This window comes from Pantoea alhagi, from assembly GCF_002101395.1.
GTDB lineage: Bacteria > Pseudomonadota > Gammaproteobacteria > Enterobacterales > Enterobacteriaceae > Mixta > Mixta alhagi.
The window spans coordinates 797,747-820,840 of sequence record NZ_CP019706.1 but is presented as its reverse complement, the minus strand read 5'-3'; the positions used below and the strand labels follow the sequence as shown (position 1 = coordinate 820,840).

Genomic DNA, 23,094 nt, shown 5'->3' with positions numbered 1-23,094 from the left:
CATGGTAAAAATTTATGCGCCGGCCTCAATTGGCAACGTCAGCGTCGGCTTTGATGTGTTGGGCGCAGCGGTGTCGCCGGTGGATGGTTCCCTGTTAGGCGACTGCGTGACCGTTGAAGCGGCTGATACGTTCAGCCTGATTAACCAGGGGCGCTTTGTCAGCAAACTGCCCGCCGATCCGCAGGAGAATATCGTTTACCAGTGCTGGAAACGCTTTTGCGAAGCCACGGGGAAAACCGTTCCGGTGCGCATGACGCTGGAGAAAAACATGCCTATCGGCTCCGGGCTTGGCTCCAGCGCCTGTTCCGTAGTGGCAGGGCTAATGGCGATGAATGAGTTCTGCGGCAGGCCGCTGGACGATACTCAACTGCTGACGCTGATGGGCGAGCTGGAAGGGCGCATCTCCGGGAGCGTGCATTACGACAACGTTGCGCCCTGTTTTCTGGGCGGCCTGCAGCTGATGCTGGAAGAGAATGGCATTATTAGCCAGGCGGTACCCTGTTTCGATGACTGGCTGTGGGTAATGGCCTATCCGGGTATCAAGGTTTCTACCGCTGAGGCGCGGGCGATTTTGCCGGCGCAGTATCGTAAAGAAGATTGCATTAAACACGGGCGTTATCTGGCAGGCTTTATTCATGCCTGTCATACCGCTCAGCCACAGCTGGCGGCGAAGCTGATGCGCGATGTTATTGCCGAACCTTACCGTACGAAACTTCTGCCCGGCTTTGCCGCGGCACGTCAGGCCGCGCAGGATATCGGCGCGCTGGCCTGTGGTATTTCCGGCTCTGGCCCGACGCTGTTTGCCGTTTGTGATAATCAGGAAACGGCGCAGCGCATGGCGGACTGGCTGCAGCAAAACTATCTGCAAAATGATGAAGGCTTCGTCCATATTTGCCGTGCCGACACGGCGGGCGCACGAAAACTGGGATAACGCATGAAACTCTACAATCTTAAGGACCACAACGAACAGGTAAGCTTTGCGCAGGCGGTGAAGCAGGGGCTGGGTTCGCAGCAGGGGCTGTTTTTTCCGCTGGAGCTGCCCGAATTTGAGCTGACGGATATTGATGCCATGCTGGAGATGGATTTCGTCACCCGCAGCAGCAAAATCCTCTCTGCTTATATTGGCGATGAAGTTGAACCGCACCAGCTGGCGGAGCGCGTGAAGGCCGCTTTTGCGTTTCCTGCGCCGGTAGCGCCGGTGACAGAAGATATCGCCTGTCTGGAGCTGTTTCACGGGCCGACATTAGCCTTTAAGGACTTCGGCGGCCGCTTTATGGCTCAGATGCTCTCTTATATCAGCGGCGCAGATGAAGAGATCACCATTCTTACCGCCACCTCTGGTGATACCGGCGCGGCGGTGGCCCATGCTTTTTACGGCATGGAAAATGTGCGCGTGGTTATCCTCTATCCGCAGGGCAAAATCAGTCCGCTGCAGGAAAAGCTGTTCTGTACGCTGGGCGGCAATATTCACACCATCGCTATCGACGGCGATTTTGACGCCTGCCAGGCGCTGGTGAAGCAGGCGTTTGATGATGAAGCGTTAAAGAAAGCCATCGGCCTGAACTCGGCTAACTCGATCAATATCAGCCGCCTGCTGGCGCAGATTTGCTACTACTTTGAGGCGGTGGCGCAACTGCCGCAGGAAAAACGTAATCAGCTGGTGATTTCAGTGCCCAGCGGTAACTTTGGCGATCTGACGGCGGGCCTGCTGGCAAAATCGTTGGGGCTTCCGGTGAAACGCTTTATCGCCGCCACCAACCAGAATGATACCGTGCCGCGTTTTCTCTCCAGCGGCTCATGGCAGCCGAATACTACCGTCGCCACGCTTTCTAACGCGATGGATGTCAGCCAGCCAAATAACTGGCCGCGCGTCGAAGAGCTGTTCCGTCGGAAAACCTGGCGCCTGAACGATCTCGGCTTTGGTGCCGTCGATGACGAAACGACCCGTAGCACGATGCGAGAGCTGGCACAGCTGGGGTATATCTCTGAGCCACATGCCGCTATCGCTTACCGTATGCTGCGCGATCAGCTGCAGCCGGGCGAATTTGGTCTGTTCCTTGGCACCGCGCATCCGGCAAAATTCAAAGAGAGCGTGGAAGAGATCCTGCAGCAGACGCTGCCATTACCGGCTGAGCTGGCGGAACGCGCCGATCTGCCGCTGCTGTCGCATAAAATGAAGCCGGACTTCGCTGAACTGCGGGCATTCCTTACCCGGTTCTGACGCTAAGCCATAACAAAGCCGCCTGCCGGTGAAGGGTGCCTCGTTCATCGGGGTGCCCATTCGCTGGCAGACGGCTTTTTATTATCCGCAGGTCAGGCCTGTTCGTGACGCTTAAACACCAGCTCGTCACCACGGCTGCTCTCCTCATCGAAGAAATAGCCGTCAAGGTTAAACTGCTTTAGCTGCTCCGCTGCCTGCAGACGATTTTCAATGATATAACGGCACATCAGGCCACGTGCCTTTTTGGCATAGAAACTGATAATTTTGAACTTGCCGTTTTTCTCATCAAGAAAAACCGGTTTAATCAGGCGTCCATTCAGTTTTTTCGGCTGTACCGCTTTAAAATACTCATCCGACGCCAGGTTGATCAGCAAATCATCTCCCTGAGCAGCCAGCGCCTCATTCAATGCTTCGGTAATGGTATCGCCCCAGAAGCTGTAAAGATCTTTACCCGCCGGACTGGCCAGCCTGGTGCCCATTTCCAGACGATAAGGCTGCATTAAATCCAGCGGCCGCAATACGCCATACAGGCCTGACAGCATACGTAAGTGCTGCTGGGCAAAATCGAAATCCGCTTCGCTGAAATTTTCCGCCTGCAGGCCGGTATAGACATCGCCTTTAAAGGCCAGAATCGCCTGTCGTGCATTTTCTGGCGTGAAATCAGGGTGCCAGTCGTTAAAACGCTGCGCGTTCAACAGGGCCAGCTTATCGCTGATGCTCATCAGCGACGCGATTTGTGCGGGCGACAGATCGCGCGCCACAGCGATCAGCTGCTGTGATTTTTCCAACAGTGCGGGTTGCGTATAGCGAAGCGTCGCCAGCGGCGTGGTGTAGTCCAGCGTTTTGGCCGGCGAGATGACCATTAACATCGATAGTTCCTTAGCGTAACCCGCAGGTTTTTAAACTTTTCTTGATTCTGGCCGCTGATTTTAACAAAAAAGCGCACCGGCCAGGCAAATCATTACTATCGGCCTGGCCTCTTTTGATTCGCACCATCAGCGCATTGCGCGTCGGCACGTGCGTGATATTATCGCAACAGATTTTACCCCTGACAGTTACATATCAAGAGAACCCATCATGACGGACAAACTTACTTCTTTACGTCAGCTGACCACCGTTGTTGCCGATACCGGTGACATCGCCGCAATGAAGCTGTACCAGCCGCAGGACGCTACCACCAATCCTTCTCTGATTCTTAACGCCGCGCAGATCCCTGAATACCGCAAGCTGATCGATGAAGCCATCGTCTGGGCGCGTCAGCAGAGCAGCAATAAAGAAGAACAAATTCAGTACGCTTCTGACAAACTGGCGGTCAATATCGGTCTGGAAATTCTGCAGCTGATCCCGGGCCGTATCTCTACCGAAGTGGATGCACGTCTTTCTTACGATACCGAAGCGAGCGTCGCAAAAGCGCGCAGCCTGATTAAACTCTATAACGATGCCGGTATCAGCAACGATCGTATTCTGATCAAACTGGCCTCTACCTGGCAGGGCATCCGCGCAGCGGAGCAGCTGGAAAAAGAGGGCATCAACTGTAACCTGACGCTGCTGTTCTCTTTTGCCCAGGCGCGCGCCTGTGCAGAAGCGGGCGTGTATCTGATCTCCCCGTTTGTTGGCCGTATCCTTGACTGGTACAAAGCCAATACCGATAAGAAAGAGTATGCACCGCACGAAGATCCGGGCGTGGTTTCCGTTCGTGAAATCTACGAATACTACAAGCAGCATGGTTATGAAACCGTGGTGATGGGTGCCAGCTTCCGCAACGTGGGCGAGATCCTGGAACTGGCAGGCTGCGACCGCCTGACCATTTCTCCGTCGCTGCTGAAAGAGCTGGCGGAAAGCGAAGGCAGCGTTGAGCGTAAGCTCTCCTTCAGCGGTGAAGTGAAAGCGCGTCCGGCCAAAATGACCGAAGCGGAATTCCTCTGGCAGCATAACCAGGATCCGATGGCGGTAGACAAGCTGGCGCAGGGCATCCGTAACTTTGCGGTTGACCAGGGCAAGCTGGAAAAAATGATTGCAGAACTGCTGTAATCGTAAAGCTGCCGCACCCAAAAACCGGGCTGCGGCAGCTCACGTTAGGCATCCTTTCCCGCCCTGTAGTATTCTTGCCGTTAATCCCAAACCTTAACTGCTCGCGTTGCGACAGTCTCTGTCATGAATATCACTATGAATACGTTACGCATTGGACTCATTTCGGTTTCAGATCGCGCCGCTAACGGCATTTATCAGGATCAGGGCATTCCGGCTCTGGAAGCCTGGCTTTCTTCCGCACTGACTACGCCTTTTATTATCGAAACGCGGCTGGTGCCGGATGAACAACCGCTGATTGAAGAGACGCTTTGCGAGCTGGTGGATGAGCGTTTTTGCCATCTGGTTTTAACCACCGGCGGTACCGGTCCGGCACGACGCGACGTAACGCCGGACGCAACGCTGGCGGTAGCCGACAGGGTAATGCCGGGCTTTGGCGAGCAGATGCGGCAGATTAGTCTGCAGTTTGTGCCGACGGCGATCCTTTCGCGTCAGGTTGGCGTGATCCGCAAGCAATCTTTAATTCTTAACCTGCCGGGCCAGCCGAAATCGATTAAAGAGACGCTGGAAGGGTTAAAAGATGAGAAGGGTAAGGTGCAGGTAGCCGGTATTTTTGCCAGCGTGCCTTACTGTATTCAGCTGCTGGAAGGCCCTTATATTGAGACCAACCCGGAGGTTGTAGCAGCATTTCGCCCTAAAAGCGCCAGACGTGATACAAACTCCTGAAAAACAACTTTTTCAGGCATAAGATCCAGCGCCGCTGGTGTGGCGAGAAAAGTTGACGCTATAGTAACGTGAATTTTACAAATTCACGTTACTGACTTTCTTCTCACCTCTGGAAGCGCGAAAAAAACCATGGATCAACCACAGGCTCGCCGGCTTAACCGGCAGGATTACAAGACGTTGTCACTGGCTGCGCTTGGTGGCGCGCTGGAATTCTACGACTTTATCATCTTTGTTTTTTTCGCTGCGGTAATTGGCGAACTCTTCTTCCCACCCGATATTCCTGACTGGCTGCGCCAGCTGCAGACTTTTGCCATTTTTGCTGCCGGGTATCTGGCGCGCCCCCTTGGCGGCATTGTCATGGCGCACTTTGGCGATCGGGTTGGAAGAAAGAAAATGTTTAGCCTGAGCATTCTGTTAATGGCCCTACCCACGCTGGCGATGGGCGCTTTACCCGATTATCACGCTATCGGTCTGACGGCGCCGCTGTTGTTGCTGCTGTTGCGTATTTTGCAGGGCGCGGCGATTGGTGGTGAAGTGCCGGGAGCCTGGGTTTTCGTAGCGGAACATGTGCCGGAGAAACGCACAGGCTTCGCCTGCGGCACCTTAACTGCAGGCCTGACGGCTGGCATTCTGCTGGGTTCGCTGGTGGCCACGCTGATTAACAGCCTGCTGTCGCCGGAAACCATCGCGGCGGGCGGCTGGCGCATTCCGTTTCTGCTGGGCGGTCTCTTCGGCCTGCTGGCGATGTATCTGCGGCGCTGGCTGCATGAAACGCCGGTTTTTCAGCAGATGCAGGCGCGCAAAACCCTTTCTGACGGCTTGCCGCTGCGGACCGTGCTACAACACCACAAGCGGGCGATAATCGTGTCCATGCTGCTCACCTGGCTGCTTTCAGCCTGCATCGTGGTCGTGATCCTGATGGCGCCAACCCTGTTGCAGAAACAGTATGCGCTGTCGGCGGCGCTTACGCTGCAGGCCAATAGCGTGGCGACCATCATGCTGCTGGCGGGTTGTATAATTGCTGGCCTGCTGGCAGATCGGCTGGGCGCAGCCAAAGTCTTAACGTTCGGCTGTTTACTGCTGGCGCTGTGCAGCTGGATTTTCTTTACTCAGGCCGCCAGCTCGGTCATGGCACTGTTTATCACCTATGCGCTGGCAGGCTTAAGCGTCGGCGTGGTGGGCGTCGTGCCCTTTGTTATGGTGCGCGCTTTTCCTGCGGCGATACGCTTTACCGGTATCTCATTCTCTTACAATCTTGCTTACGCCATCTTTGGCGGACTGACGCCCGTTTGCGTCACGCTGTTAATGAGGTTCTCACCGCTGGCATCCGCCTGGTACGTACTGGCACTGGCGTTGATCGGCCTCCTGACCGGGCTGTGGCTGGCCTGGGCCGGACGACGCGGCGCGATTCTGCAGCAGGTGAATGCCTGATTCATGGCAAAAAAACCATCGCAGCCATCAGGTCGCTAAAAATTTTTTTTTACTTAACCCTTGATGCGCTGCGAAGCGGCCCCATTTTGAAGTCATCCAGCGTTGTGAAGCGCAAAGAGCGCAGGCGGACAGTTGAAAATAAACAAATCGTCCGCATTACTGATTCACAACCCTAATTGAGACCGTTTTTAAGTGGGAGACGTTTAGATGGGTAAGATTATTGGTATTGACCTCGGTACAACCAACTCATGTGTTGCGATTATGGATGGCACCAAAGCACGCGTGCTGGAAAATGCCGAAGGCGATCGCACCACACCGTCAATTATTGCATATACCCAGGATGGTGAAACGCTGGTGGGTCAGCCTGCTAAACGTCAGGCCGTGACTAACCCGCAGAACACCCTGTTTGCAATCAAACGCCTGATTGGTCGTCGTTTCCAGGACGAAGAAGTACAGCGTGACATTAAAATCATGCCTTACAAAATCACGCAGTCCGATAATGGCGATGCATGGCTGGACGTAAAAGGCCAGAAAATGGCGCCGCCGCAGATTTCTGCGGAAGTGCTGAAAAAAATGAAGAAAACGGCGGAAGATTACCTGGGCGAACCGGTAACCGAAGCTGTGATCACCGTACCGGCTTACTTTAACGATGCACAGCGTCAGGCAACCAAAGACGCAGGTCGTATCGCGGGTCTGGAAGTCAAACGTATCATCAACGAACCAACCGCTGCTGCGCTGGCTTACGGTCTGGACAAGGGCCAGGGCAACCGCACTATCGCGGTTTATGACCTGGGTGGTGGTACTTTCGATATCTCTATCATCGAAATTGATGAAGTTGACGGCGAAAAAACCTTTGAAGTTCTGGCTACCAACGGTGATACCCACCTGGGTGGTGAAGACTTCGACAGCCGTCTGATCAACTATCTGGTAGCCGAGTTTAAGAAAGATCAGGGTATCGATCTGCACAACGATCCGCTGGCGATGCAGCGTCTGAAAGAAGCCGCTGAGAAAGCTAAAATCGAGCTTTCTTCTGCTCAGCAGACCGACGTTAACCTGCCGTACATCACGGCTGACGCTACTGGTCCGAAACACCTGAACATCAAAGTGACCCGTGCGAAACTGGAATCACTGGTTGAAGATCTGGTTGCCCGTTCTATTGAGCCGCTGAAAGTTGCTCTGCAGGACGCTGGCCTGTCGGTATCTGACATCAATGATGTGATCCTGGTGGGTGGTCAGACGCGTATGCCAATGGTGCAGGCGAAAGTTGCCGAGTTCTTTGGCAAAGAGCCGCGTAAAGACGTTAACCCTGATGAAGCGGTAGCGGTAGGTGCTGCGGTACAGGGCGGCGTGCTGGCGGGTGACGTGAAAGACGTGCTGCTGCTGGACGTGACCCCGCTGTCTCTGGGTATCGAAACCATGGGCGGCGTGATGACGGCGCTGATCAGCAAAAACACCACTATCCCGACTAAACACAGCCAGGTGTTCTCTACTGCGGAAGACAACCAGTCTGCGGTAACCATTCATGTGTTGCAGGGTGAACGTAAACGCGCAGCGGATAACAAATCGCTGGGCCAGTTTAACCTGGATGGGATCCAGCCGGCACCGCGCGGCATGCCACAGATTGAAGTGACCTTCGATATCGATGCTGACGGTATCCTGCACGTATCGGCGAAAGATAAAAACTCTGGTAAAGAGCAGAAGATCACTATCAAGGCTTCTTCTGGTCTGAACGAGGAAGAGATCGCGAAAATGGTACGCGACGCGGAAGCGAACGCAGAATCGGATCGTAAATTCGAAGAGCTGGTACAGGCGCGTAACCAGGGCGATCAGATTGCCCACAGCACCCGTAAACAGCTGGACGAAGCGGGCGATAAACTTTCTGCTGACGACAAAGCGCCAATCGAATCTGCGCTTAACGATCTGAACACGGCGCTGAAAGGCGAAGATAAAGCTGAGATCGAAGCGAAAATCCAGGCGCTGGTACAGGTTTCCGGCAAGCTGATGGAGTTCGCTCAGCAGCAGGGCCAGCCAGCTGACGCCGGTGACGCTTCTGCGAAGAAAGAAGACGACGTTGTCGACGCTGAGTTCGAAGAAGTAAAAGACAAAAAATAATTGCCCCTGACCGGGCGCGGCGGTTGCCCTGACAACCGCTGGTAACCAGCACGGGCGTAGGAGTTTCTCCACGCCCGTGCACGCATGTTAAGGGCAGGAAAGATAACAATGGCGAAAACAGACTATTACGAGGTTTTAGGCGTCCCAAAGTCTGCGGATGAGCGTGAAATCAAAAAGGCTTATAAACGCCTGGCAATGAAATACCATCCTGACCGCAATCCGGGCGATCAGGAAGCCGAAGCCAAATTCAAAGAAGTGAAAGAGGCTTACGAAATTTTGACCGATGCGCAGAAGCGCGCCGCCTACGATCAGTATGGACATGCAGCCTTTGAACAGGGCGGCATGGGCGGTGGTTTTGGCGGTGGCGGCTTTGGCGGCGGCGGCGCAGATTTCAGCGATATCTTTGGCGACGTGTTCGGCGATATTTTTGGCGGCGGCCGTCGGCAGCGCGCAGCCCGTGGCGCCGATTTACGCTACAACATGGAGCTGACGCTGGAAGAAGCGGTGCGCGGCGTGACCAAAGAGATCCGTATTCCTACGCTGCAGGAATGTGACGTTTGCCACGGCAGCGGAGCCAAATCAGGTACGCAGCCGCAAACCTGTCCAACCTGTCATGGCGCAGGCCAGGTACAGATGCGTCAGGGTTTCTTCACCGTGCAGCAGGCCTGTCCGAGCTGTCATGGTCGCGGCTCTATCATTAAAGATCCCTGCAACGCCTGTCACGGACATGGCCGCGTAGAAAAATCGAAAACGCTGTCGGTAAAAATTCCGGCAGGCGTGGATACCGGCGATCGTATTCGCCTCAGTGGTGAAGGCGAAGCAGGTGAACATGGCGCACCGGCCGGCGATCTCTATGTTCAGGTTTCGGTGAAAAAACACCCAATCTTTGAGCGTGAAGACAATAACCTTTACTGCGAGGTGCCGATTAACTTTGCGATGGCGGCTCTGGGCGGCGAAATTGAAGTGCCGACGCTGGATGGTCGCGTGAAGTTGAAGGTGCCGGCAGAAACCCAAACCGGCAAACTGTTCCGTATGCGCGGCAAAGGGGTGAAATCAGTACGTGGTGGCGTGCAGGGCGATCTGCTATGTCGCGTAGTGGTTGAGACGCCGGTCAGTCTGAATGAAAAACAGAAAGCGCTGTTGCGTGAGCTGGAAGAAAGTTTTGGCGGCCCCAGCGGCGAGAAAAACAGCCCGCGGTCGAAAAGCTTTTTCGACGGCGTGAAGAAGTTTTTTGATGATTTAACGCGTTAAGATGCACACCTCCAGACGCCCCGCTCAGGGGCGTTTTTTATTCCTTCGCCACATCTGTCAGGCTATCTTACAGCCAGCCAAAGGCTGCCTGCAGGCCAGTTGTCACTGACGGTTACTGCTTTTTTTCGGCACGATGGCCTTATCATTCATATGATTATCCTTGTTGAGTTAAACATCCCTTTATGATGATTCGTTTTTTCCGAGTTATTTATGCCAGATAACCTGTTTTTACCGAATCGTTAAACCCGGTATGCTTAAGCTTAATGCGATGTTTTTAGCAAGGAGATGAGAAATGATTAAACGCTTATTGGCCAATGAGGCAACAGGAGGCATTGTGCTCATTGTGGCAGCGCTGCTGGCCATGCTGCTGGCGAATATGGATGCTACCCAGCCTGTATATGCTTCGCTGCTGGCGATGCCGGTAGAGTTTCACTTTGGTGATCTGCATATCAATAAAAATATGCTGCTGTGGATTAACGATGCGCTGATGGCCGTGTTCTTTTTACTGATCGGCCTGGAAGTTAAGCGTGAGTTAATTGAAGGCTCACTCGCCAGCCGTGATAAAGCCATATTTCCATTAATCGCCGCCGTTGGCGGTATGGTGGCTCCGGCGCTGATTTTTTTGGCATTTAACGGCGCTGATGAAATTACCCGTAACGGGTGGGCGGTGCCTACCGCTACTGATATTGCCTTTGCGCTTGGCGTGCTGGCGTTGTTAGGCAGCCGGGTGCCGCCCGCGCTAAAAGTATTTCTTATGGCGCTGGCGATCATTGACGATCTGGGCGCGATTGTCATTATTGCACTGTTTTATACCCACGAACTGTCACTGCTTTCTCTGAGCGTTGCCGCTGGCGCTATTATCGTGCTGGCGCTGTTAAATCTGTTTAACGTTCGCCGCACCTCGCTCTATATGGTGGTTGGCGTCGTGCTGTGGGTGGCGGTATTAAAATCGGGCGTTCATGCCACGCTGGCAGGCGTAGTGATAGGCTTCTTTGTGCCGTTAGCAGAAAAGCACGGGAAATCGCCCGCCCGAGCGCTGGAGCATGGCCTTCATCCCTGGGTGACCTGGCTGATTTTGCCGCTGTTCGCTTTTGCTAACGCTGGCGTGGCGCTGGATGGTGTTTCTTTTAACTCGCTGTTCTCGATGTTGCCGCTGGGCATTATTTTGGGGTTGTTTATCGGTAAGCCGCTGGGAATCACGCTGTTTTGCTGGCTGAGCATTAAACTGGGCGTAGCGAAACTGCCGCAAGGCGCCAGCCTGAGCAGCATTATGGCGGTAGGCGTGCTGTGCGGAATCGGCTTTACCATGTCGATCTTTATCGCCTCTCTGGCCTATGGCGATCTGAGCGCGGAACTCATGGTACTGGCTAAGCTGGCCATTTTGATCGGCTCGCTGCTCTCTGCCGTGGTGGGCTATTCGCTGTTACGCGTTAAGTTAAATCAGCCGCACAGCCTGAAGAAGGCCTGAGCATGACACATCTTAATTACAATCATCTCTACTACTTTTGGCACGTTTGTAAGCAGGGATCGATTGTTAACGCGGCGGAGAAACTCTTCTTAACGCCGCAAACCATAACCGGCCAGATCAAAGCCCTGGAGGAGCGACTCCAGGGCAAGCTCTTTCGACGTCAGGGCAGGGGGATCGTGCCAACGGAACTGGGACAGCTGGTTTTTCGCTACGCCGATCGGATGTTTACGCTCAGTCAGGAGATGATGGATATCGTTAACTACCGAAAGGAGTCGCATCTGCTGTTTGATGTCGGCGTGGCGGATGCCTTATCGAAACAGCTGGTCAGTAAAGTTCTGGAAACGGCAGTGCAGGATGATGAGCGCATTCACCTGCGCTGTTTTGAATCTACGCATGAGATGTTGCTGGAGCAGTTGAGTCAGCACAAGCTGGATATGATTTTATCTGATTGCCCGGTTGACTCGACTCAGCAGGAGGGGCTGTTTTCCGTGAAGCTGGGCGAATGTGGCATCAGCTTCTGGTGTACGCCGCCGCTGCCACAGAAACCTTTTCCCGCTTGCCTGGAGGAGCGACGCCTGCTGATTCCGGGCCGTCGCTCAATGTTAGGGCGTCAGCTGCAACGTTGGCTCAGCAACCAGGAGCTGCAGGTAGAGATCCTTGGCGAGTTTGATGATGCCGCGTTGATGAAAGCATTTGGGGCCGCTAACCACGCTATTTTTGTGGCCCCAACGCTCTACGGCCAGGAGACCTATCAGGATGGCGCTGTTAAAGAGGTAGGACGGCTGGAAGATGTCATGGAAGAGTATTACGTTATCTTCGCCGAGCGGATGATTCAGCATCCTGCGGTGCAGCGCATCTGCAATCAGGATTTTACCGCTTTATTTAGTGACAAATAAAAAATGATAATTTTGCTGGATCTATTTTTATCGCTGTTTTTATTTCCTGCCGCGGTCTGATTGCGGCAACAGAAATAGAGAAGGTAACTCTTAGATCCAGCTATAAATAAAATAATTAAGAATTTACCAGCAATAATTCAAAATCTGGCTATTAGGCAAAAGTCTCATTTTTCCGTTTCCCATTTACTGCCATTTTACCTTTCTTTACGCTACGCGCTGTCAACCAACCACCTTGAGGACCACCATATTTCCCCGGCGCGCTGACGGCGGCGTATGGCGTCCATCCATCGGACGGAATAAGGTCATCTCAGGAGCGAAGTATGCAGAACGAAAAAAATAAAACGGCGTCGGTATTACCTGTTCTTCACCAGGAATTAACACAGCAATTTTCTTCTCCGATTCTTACTCATTATCAAATGCTGTTTATTACTGTCAGCATGATCAATCTGTCAATAATGAGTTGGGCTTTGGTCAGCGGCAGCTGGTGGGACGAAAACCATATTTTGCTCGGCAACTTCGGCAATATGGTGATCGCTAACCTCTGCGTGACGGTACTGATTCGTCAGCAATACCTTATCAACGGGCTGTTTCAGCTGGTATGGCGTGTGCCCGTACACTGGCCGCTGCGGTTGCGGCGTCATCTGGCTAACGTCTATCAATTCGGCGGGCTTCACTCCGGCTGCGCCACCTTTAGCTGTCTGTGGCTGCTGCTTTTTACGTTGGCTGCTTTTTGTCAACAGCAGACGCAGGGCGGGCTATCCACTCAGCTTCTTACGGTTAATGTTCTGTTGGTGCTGATGCTGTGCGCCATTTCCCTGACGGCGCTGCCGCAGGTGAGACGACGCTATCATAACCTGTTTGAACATATGCATCGCTACGTTGGCTGGAGTTCGCTTGCGCTCTCATGGCTACAGGTTTTATGGTTCGTGCGTGACAGCCATCACGGTGAATGGCGCTGGCATCATCTCAGCCACGCTTTCGCGTTCTGGGGACTGTTGGCTATTACCTGTAGCATTCTGCTTCCCTGGCTGCGTTTACGGCGCGTTCCCATCGAAGTGACGCGGCCTTCTTCCCATGCGGTGATTATTCAGTTTGCTTTGCCGCAGGATCCCTTTCCTGGTTCGACGCTGGCCATTAGCCTGCATCCGCTAACGGAATGGCATGCGTTTGCCAATATTCCGCTGGTGAAACGACATGGCTGCCGGATGCTGATCTCCCGCGCCGGAGACTGGACCTCGCGCTTTATTGATAATCCGCCATCACACGTCTGGTTTAAGGGCATACCCACGCCCGGCGTTGGCAGCATGAACAAGCTATTTAACTCGGTAGTCTATGTCGCCACCGGAAGCGGAATTGGCCCACTGCTGCCGCATCTGGTGAACAATCCGCGTCCCTGTAAATTGATCTGGTCAACCCGTAATCCGTTTGTGACCTATGGCGAAGCGTTCGTTAATGAGATTATTGCGGCACACCCAGGCGTATTGATTTGGGATACCGATGCACACGGCAAACCGGATCTGCTGCTGCTGGCCTGTCAGAAGGTCAAAGAGATTAATGCGGAAGCGGTAATCTGTATTGCGAACCGTCCGTTAACCGATTATGTAGTGGAAGGATGTGAAGCGCAGGGCATCGCCGCTTACGGAGCGATTTGGGACTCATAAAATCAGGACGAAAAAAAACCGGCCACTGGCCGGTTCTTTCAAAGCTGATTAACAAGTGGCGATTAAGCCAGTTTGTTGATCTGTGCAGTCAGGTTAGCTTTATGACGTGCAGCTTTGTTTTTGTGGATCAGACCTTTAGCAGCCTGACGGTCCACGATCGGTTGCATTTCGTTAAATGCTTTCTGTGCAGCTTCTTTATCGCCAGCTTCAACTGCTGCGTATACTTTCTTGATAAAAGTACGCATCATAGAACGACGGCTTGCGTTATGCTTGCGACGTTTCTCAGATGTTACGGCGCGTTTCTTAGCTGATTTGATATTAGCCAAGGTCCAACTCCCAAATATGTTCTATACGGACAAATCAAAGGCCGAGGACTATGCCTTTTACGCCTTATTTTGTCAATGGATTTGTGCAAATAAGCGCCGTTTTACAAACAACGCTCGGTTACGTAATTGATGGCGCAAGATTCTACCAGTTTCCCCGGCCTGAATACAGTATTTCGCAAGAAAAAAAGCGTTATCCCCGGTGCCTGACCATTACCGCACGGAAATCGCCGCCGGAAAGCGGGAAAGGCGCCGTGACGGGTTAACCTTGGCGGTTGTACAAGGTATAATCCGCCGATTTCCACCAACTTGAGTCAGCCATGAAGTTTATACGCGGCATTCATAATCTCCGGACGCAGCCTGACGGCTGTGTGCTGACTATCGGCAATTTCGATGGAGTACATCGGGGCCACCAGGCGCTGCTGGCTCGCCTGTGCGAAGAGGGGCGGCGGCGTCATCTGCCGGTCGTGGTCATGCTGTTCGAGCCGCAGCCGCTTGAGCTGTTTGCCGTTGATAAAGCGCCGGCGCGCCTGACGCGTCTGCGTGATAAACTGAAATATCTGGCGCAGGAGGGCGTCGATGCCGTGCTGTGCGTGCGCTTCGACCGCCGTTTCGCCGCCGTTAGCGCGCAAAGCTTTGTTAACGATCTGCTGGTTGATAAGCTTGGCGTGCGGTTTCTTGCCGTTGGTGATGATTTCCGTTTCGGCGCTGGTCGCGAAGGGGATTTCCTGTTATTACAGAAAGCGGGTGTGAAATATGGCTTTGATGTCATCAGCACCCAAACTTTCAGTGAAGGCGGCAAACGTATCAGCAGCACGGCGATTCGCCAGGCGCTGGCGAATGATGACCTGACGCTGGCGCAATCGCTGTTGGGCCATCCATTTGCGCTTTCCGGGCGTGTCGTGCATGGTGATGCGCTGGGCCGCACTATCGGTTTTCCTACCGCTAACGTTCTGCTTCGGCGCATGGTATCGCCGGTGAAAGGCGTTTACGCCGTAGAGGTCCATGGCCTTAGCGAGCAACCGCTGCCTGGCGTGGCGAATATAGGTACGCGCCCTACGGTCGCTGGCCTGCGTCAGCAGCTGGAAGTGCATCTGCTGGATATATCAATGAATATGTACGGGCGTCATATTGACGTGGTGCTGCGCCAAAAAATACGTAACGAGCAGCGTTTTCCCTCGCTGGATGCGCTTAAAGAGCAAATTGCTAAAGATGTGGTGACTGCCCGCGAGTTTTTTGGGCTTAAAACACCGGTGTAACAACCGAAACACGGAATCGAGAATCTGATGAGTGACTATAAATCTACCCTGAATTTGCCGGAAACGGGGTTCCCGATGCGTGGCGATCTCGCCAAACGCGAACCGGGTATGCTGCAACGCTGGACTGATGACAACCTGTACGGCATCATCCGCGCCGCCAAAAAAGGGAAAAAAACCTTTATCCTGCACGATGGCCCTCCGTATGCGAACGGCAGCATTCACATTGGTCACTCAGTTAATAAGATTCTGAAAGATATTATTATTAAGTCCAAAGGTCTGTCGGGCTTCGATTCACCGTACGTGCCGGGCTGGGACTGTCACGGCCTGCCGATCGAACACAAAGTCGAGCAGATGATCGGTAAGCCGGGCGAGAAGGTCAGCGCTGCGGAGTTCCGCGAAGCGTGCCGTAAGTATGCGGCGGAGCAGGTTGCCGGTCAGAAAACCGACTTTATCCGTCTGGGCGTACTGGGCGACTGGGATCGTCCTTATCTCACGATGGATTTCCAGACCGAAGCCAATATTATCCGCGCGTTGGGCAAAATCATCGGCAATGGTCATCTGCACAAGGGTGCCAAGCCGGTGCACTGGTGTCTGGATTGCCGTTCGGCGCTGGCGGAAGCGGAAGTGGAATATTATGACAAAACGTCTCCTTCCATTGATGTGATGTTTAACGCCATCGACGCGGCTGCGGTAGCGGCAAAATTCGGCGCAGCCCAGGTTCAGGGACCGATCGCGCTGGTTATCTGGACCACCACGCCGTGGACCATGCCGGCCAACCGTGCGATTTCACTGCATCCTGAGTTTGAATATCAGCTGGTGCAGATTGAAGGTCGTGCGCTGATCCTGGCGAAAGATCTGGTGGAAAGCGTTATGCACCGCGCAGGCGTCAGCGAGTGGACCGTGCTGGGCAGCGCAACCGGCGCGGCGCTGGAGCTGATGCGCTTCCAGCATCCATTCCTCGCCTTTGACGTACCGGTGGTGCTGGGCGAACACGTTACGCTGGATGCCGGTACCGGTGCGGTACATACCGCGCCAGGCCACGGCCCGGACGACTATGTGATCGGTCAGAAATATGGTCTGGAAACCGCTAACCCGGTTGGCCCGGATGGCCGCTATCTGCCGGGAACTTATCCTGAGCTGGATGGCGTCAACGTCTTCAAAGCCAACGATATGATCGTTGAGCTGCTGCGTGAGAAAGGCGCGCTGCTGCATGTAGAGAAAATGCATCACAGCTACCCGCACTGCTGGCGTCATAAAACGCCGATTATTTTCCGCGCCACGCCGCAGTGGTTTATCAGCATGGATCAGAAAGGGCTGCGCACGCAGTCGCTGAAAGAGATCAAAGGCGTGCAGTGGATCCCGGATTGGGGTCAGGCGCGTATTGAATCGATGGTTGCCAACCGTCCCGACTGGTGCATTTCACGTCAGCGCACCTGGGGCGTGCCGATGGCGCTGTTCGTACATAAAGAGACCGAGCAGCTGCATCCGGATACGCTGGCGCTGATGGAGAAAGTGGCGCAGCGCGTCGAGCAGGATGGCATTCAGGCGTGGTGGGATCTCGATCCGCGCGATCTGATGGGCGATGATGCCGACAATTATATGAAGGTGCCGGATACGCTGGATGTCTGGTTTGACTCTGGTTCCACGCACGCTTCTGTGGTTGATGTACGTCCGGAATTTCACGGTCACAGTGCCGATATGTATCTGGAAGGCTCGGATCAGCATCGCGGCTGGTTTATGTCTTCGCTGATGATCTCCACCGCAATGAAAGGCAAAGCGCCTTACCGTCAGGTACTGACGCACGGCTTCACCGTTGACGGCCAGGGCCGCAAGATGTCCAAGTCGCTGGGCAACACCGTCAGCCCGCAGGATGTGATGAATAAGCTGGGCGCCGATATTCTGCGTCTGTGGGTCGCCTCGACCGATTATTCCGGCGAAATGGCGGTTTCAGATGAGATCCTGAAGCGTTCTGCCGATGCTTACCGTCGTATCCGTAATACTGCGCGCTTCCTGCTGGCGAACCTCAACGGCTTCAATCCTGAAACCGATCTGCTGAAGCCGGAAGAGATGGTTGTGCTGGATCGCTGGGCCGTGGGCCGTGCGCAGGCAGCGCAGGCGGATATCATCAAATCTTATGCCAGCTACGATTTCCATGAAGTTGTGCAGCGTTTGATGCAGTTCTGTTCGATCGAGATGGGCTCTTTCTATCTCGATATCATTAAGGATCGTCAGTACACCGCGAAAAGCGACAGCGTGGCGCGTCGCAGCTGTCAGAGCGCGCTGTGGTATATCGTCGAGGCGCTGGTGCGCTGGATGGCACCGATCATGTCCTTTACCGCCGATGAAATCTGGGGCTATCTGCCGGGTAAACGCGCGCAGTATGTCTTTACCGAAGAGTGGTATGACGGCCTGTTTGGTCTGGATGAAGGCGAATCGCTGAACGATGCCTATTGGGCTGAGCTGCTGAAAGTGCGTAGCGAAGTAAACAAGGTGATTGAGCAGGCGCGTAGCGACAAACGTATCGGCGGTTCGCTGGAAGCAACGGTCACGCTGTATGCTGACGCCGCGCTGGCTGAGAAACTGACCGCGCTGGGTAATGAACTGCGCTTTGTGCTGTTGACCTCAGGGGCTCAGGTTGCGGATTATGCACTGGCGCCGGAAGAAGCACAGCAGAGCGAAGCGTTAAAAGGTCTGAAAATCGTGCTGCATAAAGCGGAAGGCGAGAAATGCCCGCGCTGCTGGCATTACACTACCGATATTGGACTGGACGCCGCACACCCGGATATCTGCGGACGCTGCGTCACTAACGTTGCCGGTAACGGCGAAGAGCGTAAGTTTGCCTGATGCGTAATTCTCTTTTTGCAACCGGACTGCGCTGGCTCTGGCTGGTGGTGGTGGTCATTGGTATCGATTTGGCCAGCAAGCTGTGGGTGATGAACAACATGGCGCTGCATGAAACGATACCGATTATGCCGTATCTCAATCTGTTTTATGCCCATAACTACGGGGCGGCTTTTAGCTTCCTCGCGGATAAAGGCGGCTGGCAGCGCTGGTTCTTTGCGGGTATCGCCATCGCGATTGCGGTGGCGCTACTGGTAATGATGTATCGTACTGCCGCCAGCCAAAAACTTAACAATATTGCCTACGCGCTGATTATTGGCGGCGCGCTGGGTAACCTGTTTGATCGCGCCTGGCACGGCTTTGTCGTCGATTTTATCGACTTCTATATTGGCGGGTGGCATTTCGCCACCTTCAATATTGCCGACTGCGGTATCTGCGTTGGCGCCGCGCTGATCGTGCTGGAGGGCTTTATCACGCCATCCGGCAAGCAGGCGAAGCAAAAGGGCAAGGCATGACCGATTCTGTACAGCGCGATAGCGCGGTGCTGCTGCACTTCACCTTAAAACTGGAAGATGGCTCTACGGCTGAATCCACGCGCGCTAATGGCAAACCGGCACTGTTTCGCCTTGGCGACGGCAGCCTTTCAGAACCACTGGAAGCGGCGCTGCTGGGGTTGCAGTCGGGCGATAAGAAAGCGTTCGCGCTTGAGCCGGAGGCGGCCTTTGGCAACGTTATTCCCGATCTGATCCAATACTTTTCCCGCCGTGATTTTATACAGGCGGGCGAGCCGGAGATCGGTGCCATTATGCTGTTTACCGGTATGGACGGCAGCGAGATGCCCGGCGTGATCCGCGAGATCGCCGGGGATTCAATCACCGTGGATTTTAATCATCCTTTAGCGGGGCATACGGTTCATTTCGATATTGAAGTACTGGAAGTTAACCCGGTTCTGGAGGGCGGCGCATGAGGATCCTGTTAGCTAATCCGCGCGGCTTTTGCGCTGGCGTCGACCGCGCCATCAGCATTGTCGAGCGGGCGCTGGAAATGTATGGCGCGCCGATCTACGTGCGTCATGAAGTGGTGCATAACCGCTACGTCGTCAATAGTCTGCGTGAGCGCGGTGCGATTTTTATTGAAGAAATTACCGAAGTGCCGGATGGCGCGATCCTGATTTTTTCTGCACATGGCGTTTCTCAGGCGGTACGGGCCGAGGCAAAAGCACGTCAGCTGACCATGCTGTTTGATGCAACCTGTCCGTTGGTAACGAAAGTGCATATGGAAGTGGCACGCGCCAGTCGCAAAGGCACCGAAGCGATTTTGATCGGTCATGCGGGCCATCCGGAAGTGGAAGGCACCATGGGGCAATACAGCAACGCCCAGGGGGGCATGTACCTGGTCGAGTCGCCAGAGGATGTGTTTAAACTACAGGTGAAAAATGAAAATAACCTGTGCTTTATGACGCAAACCACGCTGTCAGTTGATGATACCTCGGCGGTGATCGATGCGCTGCGCCAGCGTTTCCCGAATATCGTTGGGCCGCGTAAAGATGATATTTGCTACGCCACCACTAATCGTCAGGAAGCCGTACGCAGTCTGGCTGCCGAAGCGGATGTGGTGCTGGTTGTCGGCTCCAAAAACTCATCCAACTCCAACCGGCTGGCAGAACTGGCTCAGCGTGCCGGTAAGCGTGCACAGCTGATCGATTCCGCCGCTGATATCCAGGAGAGCTGGCTGCAGGGCATTGATTGCGTTGGCGTTACCGCAGGCGCTTCCGCACCCGATATCCTGGTACAGGAAGTGATCCAACGGCTACGCGAGTTTGGTGGCGACGAGGTCACTGAACTGAGCGGACGTGAAGAAAATATTGTTTTTGAAGTGCCCAAAGAGTTACGTCTGGAAACCCGCCAGATCGGTTGATCTGCATCGCCCGGAATGCTGTTCCGTTCCGGGCGTTTTTGTCTCTCTTCCCGCCAGTATAATCCTTTAAACGTTAGATTTTACTCATGTTTTCTGGCTGCATTGAGTGAGCAGGAAGCTTGCAGTAGCATTTTTCTGTTACATGCAGGCTTTTTATTCTGTGCGTTAAACTGGGGGGCCAGCTCTGGGGCTGGGCTTCCTTGTTATGACGGCAGGGATTGTCGGAATGGCAATATCAGGCGGGATGGCTATTATGGGAATTATTGCCGCCGCCCGCGAGAAAAAGACGGCCTCGGTCTGACAAGTCACATCATCCTTTTCGCCAGTTATCTGGCGTTTAGCTCAGCGCGCCAAAGGCTATTTACGGCGCGTTTCCCGCCCAGCCAACCGTTATAAATCAATTTTCTGATAATCATCAGCTGTCAGCACAAAATTCTTATTATCTCATTTAATGGTGGCGCGCTATGCATCCGCTGTTTAACCTAATTGGCGTTTTGTATGCACAGACTTCAGTCAGGAATGAATAAATATGAGCAATGATATCCGCATAGCTATTGTCGGCGCGCCTGGACGGATGGGACGACAGTTAATTCAGGCGATAGATCAGGCTGAAGGCGTCTCGCTTGGCGCGGCGCTGGCCCGAGAAGGTTCTTCACTGACCGGCAGCGATGCTGGCGAACTGGCAGGTATCGGTACGCTTGGGGTGGCAATAAGCGACAGCCTTGAGGCGGTGGTGGATCATTTCGATATCCTGATAGATTTTACCCGCCCGGAAGCAACGCTGTCATATCTTGATTTCTGCCGCCGTCATAACAAAGGGATGGTGATTGGCACTACGGGATTTGACGATGCAGGTAAGGCTGCGATTAAACAGGCGGCTCAGGAGATCGGCATCGTATTTGCCGCTAACTTCAGCATTGGCGTAAATTTAATGCTGAAGCTGTTGGAAAAAACGGCGAAAGTCATGGGCGAGTATGCGGACATCGAAATCATCGAAGCGCATCATCGCCATAAAGTTGACGCTCCCTCCGGCACAGCGCTGGCGATGGGAGAAGCTATTGCTGACGCGATGAACTGGTCGCTTAATGATCATGCGGTTTACGCGCGTGAAGGTCATACCGGAGAGCGCAGCGCGCAAACTATCGGATTCGCTACCGTACGTGCAGGTGACATTGTAGGCGAGCATACCGCTATGTTTGCAGACATTGGCGAACGTCTGGAGATAACCCATAAGGCCTCCAGCCGCATGACCTTTGCAAAAGGCGCGGTAAAAGCGGCTAAGTGGGTTAATGGCAAAAACCCAGGGCTTTATGATATGAAGAGCGTGCTTGATCTTGATTATTTGTAATATACATAAAATCACTTTTTGATATAACTATATAATTTTAAAGGGCCATCTATAGGCTCTTTTTCTTTTTGTTGAATAATGCGGGTTTGGTGAATGAAAGTTGTTCTGATTTGTTTTTATGTGGGTTTTCCTGATTTTTGTTGTGTTGATAAAGCTAAATTTGACCATTTGGTCCACTTTTTTACACGTTAACATATTTTTTGCTGTTGTTTGCTGGATGCAATCGGTTTTCTTGTCAGGAATAGCCTCTGTTTTAGGGGGAATCTTATCTTTTTGGCCTGTGATGGCTAAAACAGGCATAAAAAATGGCCTTTAGGGTAGACATTCCATAAGTCGATCATTAGAATGCGCGCAATTTGCCAAAAATCGACAATAACAGCGGTTTTTGCATTGATTCATCGATACGTTATGAATTAATATGCAAATATTATGACTGTTTATTCCCTGGAGGACGTTTTGAATAAGTCAGCGATTTTGGTTCTGGAAGACGGAACCCAATTCCACGGTCGGGCCATCGGGGCCACAGGATCGGCGGTGGGAGAGGTAGTTTTCAATACTTCAATGACCGGTTATCAAGAAATCCTCACAGATCCTTCCTATTCCCGCCAGATTGTCACTCTTACTTATCCCCATATCGGTAATGTCGGCACTAATGTCGCTGATGAAGAATCCTCTCAGGTACATGCGCAGGGTTTGGTTATTCGCGATCTGCCGTTGATCGCCAGCAACTATCGTAACGAAGAAGGGCTGTCGGCTTACCTGAAACGCAACAATATTGTCGCTATCGCCGATATCGATACGCGTAAACTCACGCGTCTGCTGCGTGAAAAGGGTGCGCAGAATGGCTGCATCATTGCGGGCGACGCGCCGGATGCGCAGCTGGCGCTACAAAAAGCGCAGGCGTTCCCCGGCCTGAAAGGTATGGATCTGGCAAAAGAGGTTTGTACCCGCGAAACCTACAGCTGGACACAGGGAAGCTGGACGCTGGATGAAGGCCTGCCTGCTGCAAAAACTGCAGAAGAGCTGCCTTACCATGTGGTCGCTTACGATTTCGGCGTAAAAAGAAATATCTTACGCATGCTGGTGGATCGCGGCTGTCGCCTGACGGTGGTCCCGGCACAGACGTCGGCGGAAGAGGTGCTGAAGCTCAATCCCGATGGTATTTTCCTGGCAAACGGACCGGGTGACCCGGAGCCGTGCGACTATGCTATCCGCGCGATTCAGCGTTTCCTGGAAACAGAGATTCCAGTATTCGGTATCTGCCTCGGTCATCAGCTGCTGGCGCTGGCCAGCGGGGCAAAAACGGTAAAAATGAAGCTGGGTCATCACGGCGGCAACCACCCGGTAAAAGATCTTGATAACGACACCGTGATGATTACCGCGCAAAACCACGGCTTCGCGGTTGATGAAAACGATTTGCCCGCCAACCTGCGCGTGACCCATGTCTCACTGTTCGATCAGACGGTTCAGGGCATTCACCGCACAGATAAACCCGCGTTTAGCTTCCAGGGACATCCGGAAGCCAGCCCAGGCCCGCATGACGCGGCGCCGCTGTTCGATCACTTTATCGAACTGATTGAAGCGGCCCGTGCCGGCCAGTAATAAATTTCAG

At 53.5% G+C, this 23,094-nt stretch carries 19 protein-coding genes; 17 read left to right on the top strand and 2 right to left on the bottom strand.

The genetic code is table 11. The annotated features are described in order from the left end of the window. Position 1 precedes the first annotated feature (1 nt). Entirely contained in the window at positions 2–931 is a 930-nt protein-coding gene (gene thrB / locus B1H58_RS03805) for a homoserine kinase (protein ID WP_085068062.1), read from the top strand. A gap of 3 nt (positions 932–934) precedes the next feature. Then, positions 935–2,221, top strand: a complete 1,287-nt coding sequence (gene thrC / locus B1H58_RS03800; RefSeq protein ID WP_085068061.1) for a threonine synthase — start codon at positions 935–937, stop codon at positions 2,219–2,221. Positions 2,222–2,313: 92 nt separating this feature from the next. Here the strand turns inward: thrC and yaaA are convergent, their stop codons facing one another. Next, entirely contained in the window at positions 2,314–3,090 is a 777-nt protein-coding gene (gene yaaA, locus B1H58_RS03795; protein WP_085068060.1) for a peroxide stress protein YaaA, read from the bottom strand. Positions 3,091–3,298: 208 nt separating this feature from the next. Between yaaA and tal the strand changes: the two genes are divergently transcribed. The 8 genes from tal to B1H58_RS03755 all read left to right on the top strand — a co-directional run bounded on the left by tal (position 3,299) and on the right by B1H58_RS03755 (position 13,794). Continuing rightward, a complete protein-coding gene (gene tal, locus B1H58_RS03790; RefSeq protein WP_085068059.1) occupies positions 3,299–4,252 on the top strand; it encodes a transaldolase in 954 nt (317 codons plus the stop codon). Between the two features lie 135 nt (positions 4,253–4,387). Next, positions 4,388–4,975: a molybdopterin adenylyltransferase gene (gene mog / locus B1H58_RS03785; protein ID WP_085068058.1), complete on the top strand. Its 588-nt coding sequence runs from the start codon at positions 4,388–4,390 to the stop codon at positions 4,973–4,975. A gap of 129 nt (positions 4,976–5,104) precedes the next feature. Continuing rightward, the gene (locus tag B1H58_RS03780; protein WP_085068057.1) at positions 5,105–6,406 is read left to right on the top strand and encodes an MFS transporter; all 1,302 of its coding nucleotides are present in this window, start codon (positions 5,105–5,107) and stop codon (positions 6,404–6,406) included. Between the two features lie 207 nt (positions 6,407–6,613). Continuing rightward, positions 6,614–8,518 carry a molecular chaperone DnaK gene (dnaK, locus tag B1H58_RS03775; RefSeq protein WP_085068056.1) on the top strand — a complete coding sequence of 635 codons (1,905 nt, stop codon included), beginning with the start codon at positions 6,614–6,616 and terminating at the stop codon, positions 8,516–8,518. Between the two features lie 108 nt (positions 8,519–8,626). Then, positions 8,627–9,769 carry a molecular chaperone DnaJ gene (dnaJ, locus tag B1H58_RS03770; RefSeq protein ID WP_085068055.1) on the top strand — a complete coding sequence of 381 codons (1,143 nt, stop codon included), beginning with the start codon at positions 8,627–8,629 and terminating at the stop codon, positions 9,767–9,769. Between the two features lie 292 nt (positions 9,770–10,061). Continuing rightward, positions 10,062–11,237, top strand: coding sequence for a Na+/H+ antiporter NhaA (gene nhaA, locus B1H58_RS03765; RefSeq protein ID WP_085068054.1), 1,176 nt, complete (start codon positions 10,062–10,064; stop codon positions 11,235–11,237). Positions 11,238–11,239: 2 nt separating this feature from the next. Further along, a complete protein-coding gene (gene nhaR, locus B1H58_RS03760; RefSeq protein WP_085068053.1) occupies positions 11,240–12,133 on the top strand; it encodes a transcriptional activator NhaR in 894 nt (297 codons plus the stop codon). Between the two features lie 320 nt (positions 12,134–12,453). Further along, on the top strand, positions 12,454–13,794 hold the full coding sequence (locus B1H58_RS03755) for a ferredoxin reductase domain-containing protein (protein WP_085068052.1): 1,341 nt from the start codon (positions 12,454–12,456) through the stop codon (positions 13,792–13,794). 62 nt (positions 13,795–13,856) lie between these two features. Here B1H58_RS03755 and rpsT read toward each other — a convergent pair whose 3' ends face one another. Further along, positions 13,857–14,120, bottom strand: a complete 264-nt coding sequence (rpsT, locus tag B1H58_RS03750) for a 30S ribosomal protein S20 (protein ID WP_038628374.1) — start codon at positions 14,118–14,120, stop codon at positions 13,857–13,859. A gap of 317 nt (positions 14,121–14,437) precedes the next feature. Here rpsT and ribF point away from each other — a divergent pair, with 317 nt between their 5' ends. The 7 genes from ribF (at position 14,438) to carA (ending at position 23,084) form a co-directional block, all read left to right on the top strand. Beyond that, positions 14,438–15,376 carry a bifunctional riboflavin kinase/FAD synthetase gene (ribF, locus tag B1H58_RS03740; protein ID WP_085068050.1) on the top strand — a complete coding sequence of 313 codons (939 nt, stop codon included), beginning with the start codon at positions 14,438–14,440 and terminating at the stop codon, positions 15,374–15,376. Between the two features lie 27 nt (positions 15,377–15,403). Then, positions 15,404–18,220 carry an isoleucine--tRNA ligase gene (gene ileS / locus B1H58_RS03735; RefSeq protein WP_085068049.1) on the top strand — a complete coding sequence of 939 codons (2,817 nt, stop codon included), beginning with the start codon at positions 15,404–15,406 and terminating at the stop codon, positions 18,218–18,220. Beyond that, complete coding sequence (gene lspA / locus B1H58_RS03730) at positions 18,220–18,732, top strand: signal peptidase II (protein ID WP_085068048.1); 513 nt, start codon at positions 18,220–18,222, stop codon at positions 18,730–18,732. Before ileS ends, lspA begins: the two co-directional genes overlap by 1 nt. Then, positions 18,729–19,184 (top strand): FKBP-type peptidyl-prolyl cis-trans isomerase, encoded by a 456-nt coding sequence (fkpB, locus tag B1H58_RS03725; protein ID WP_085068047.1) that lies wholly within the window; start codon positions 18,729–18,731, stop codon positions 19,182–19,184. Before lspA ends, fkpB begins: the two co-directional genes overlap by 4 nt. Next, positions 19,181–20,134 (top strand): 4-hydroxy-3-methylbut-2-enyl diphosphate reductase, encoded by a 954-nt coding sequence (gene ispH / locus B1H58_RS03720; protein WP_085068046.1) that lies wholly within the window; start codon positions 19,181–19,183, stop codon positions 20,132–20,134. Before fkpB ends, ispH begins: the two co-directional genes overlap by 4 nt. A 529-nt stretch (positions 20,135–20,663) precedes the next feature. After that, on the top strand, positions 20,664–21,482 hold the full coding sequence (dapB, locus tag B1H58_RS03715) for a 4-hydroxy-tetrahydrodipicolinate reductase (RefSeq protein ID WP_085068045.1): 819 nt from the start codon (positions 20,664–20,666) through the stop codon (positions 21,480–21,482). A gap of 456 nt (positions 21,483–21,938) precedes the next feature. Further along, a complete protein-coding gene (gene carA / locus B1H58_RS03705; RefSeq protein WP_167373280.1) occupies positions 21,939–23,084 on the top strand; it encodes a glutamine-hydrolyzing carbamoyl-phosphate synthase small subunit in 1,146 nt (381 codons plus the stop codon). Positions 23,085–23,094: the final 10 nt, after the last annotated feature.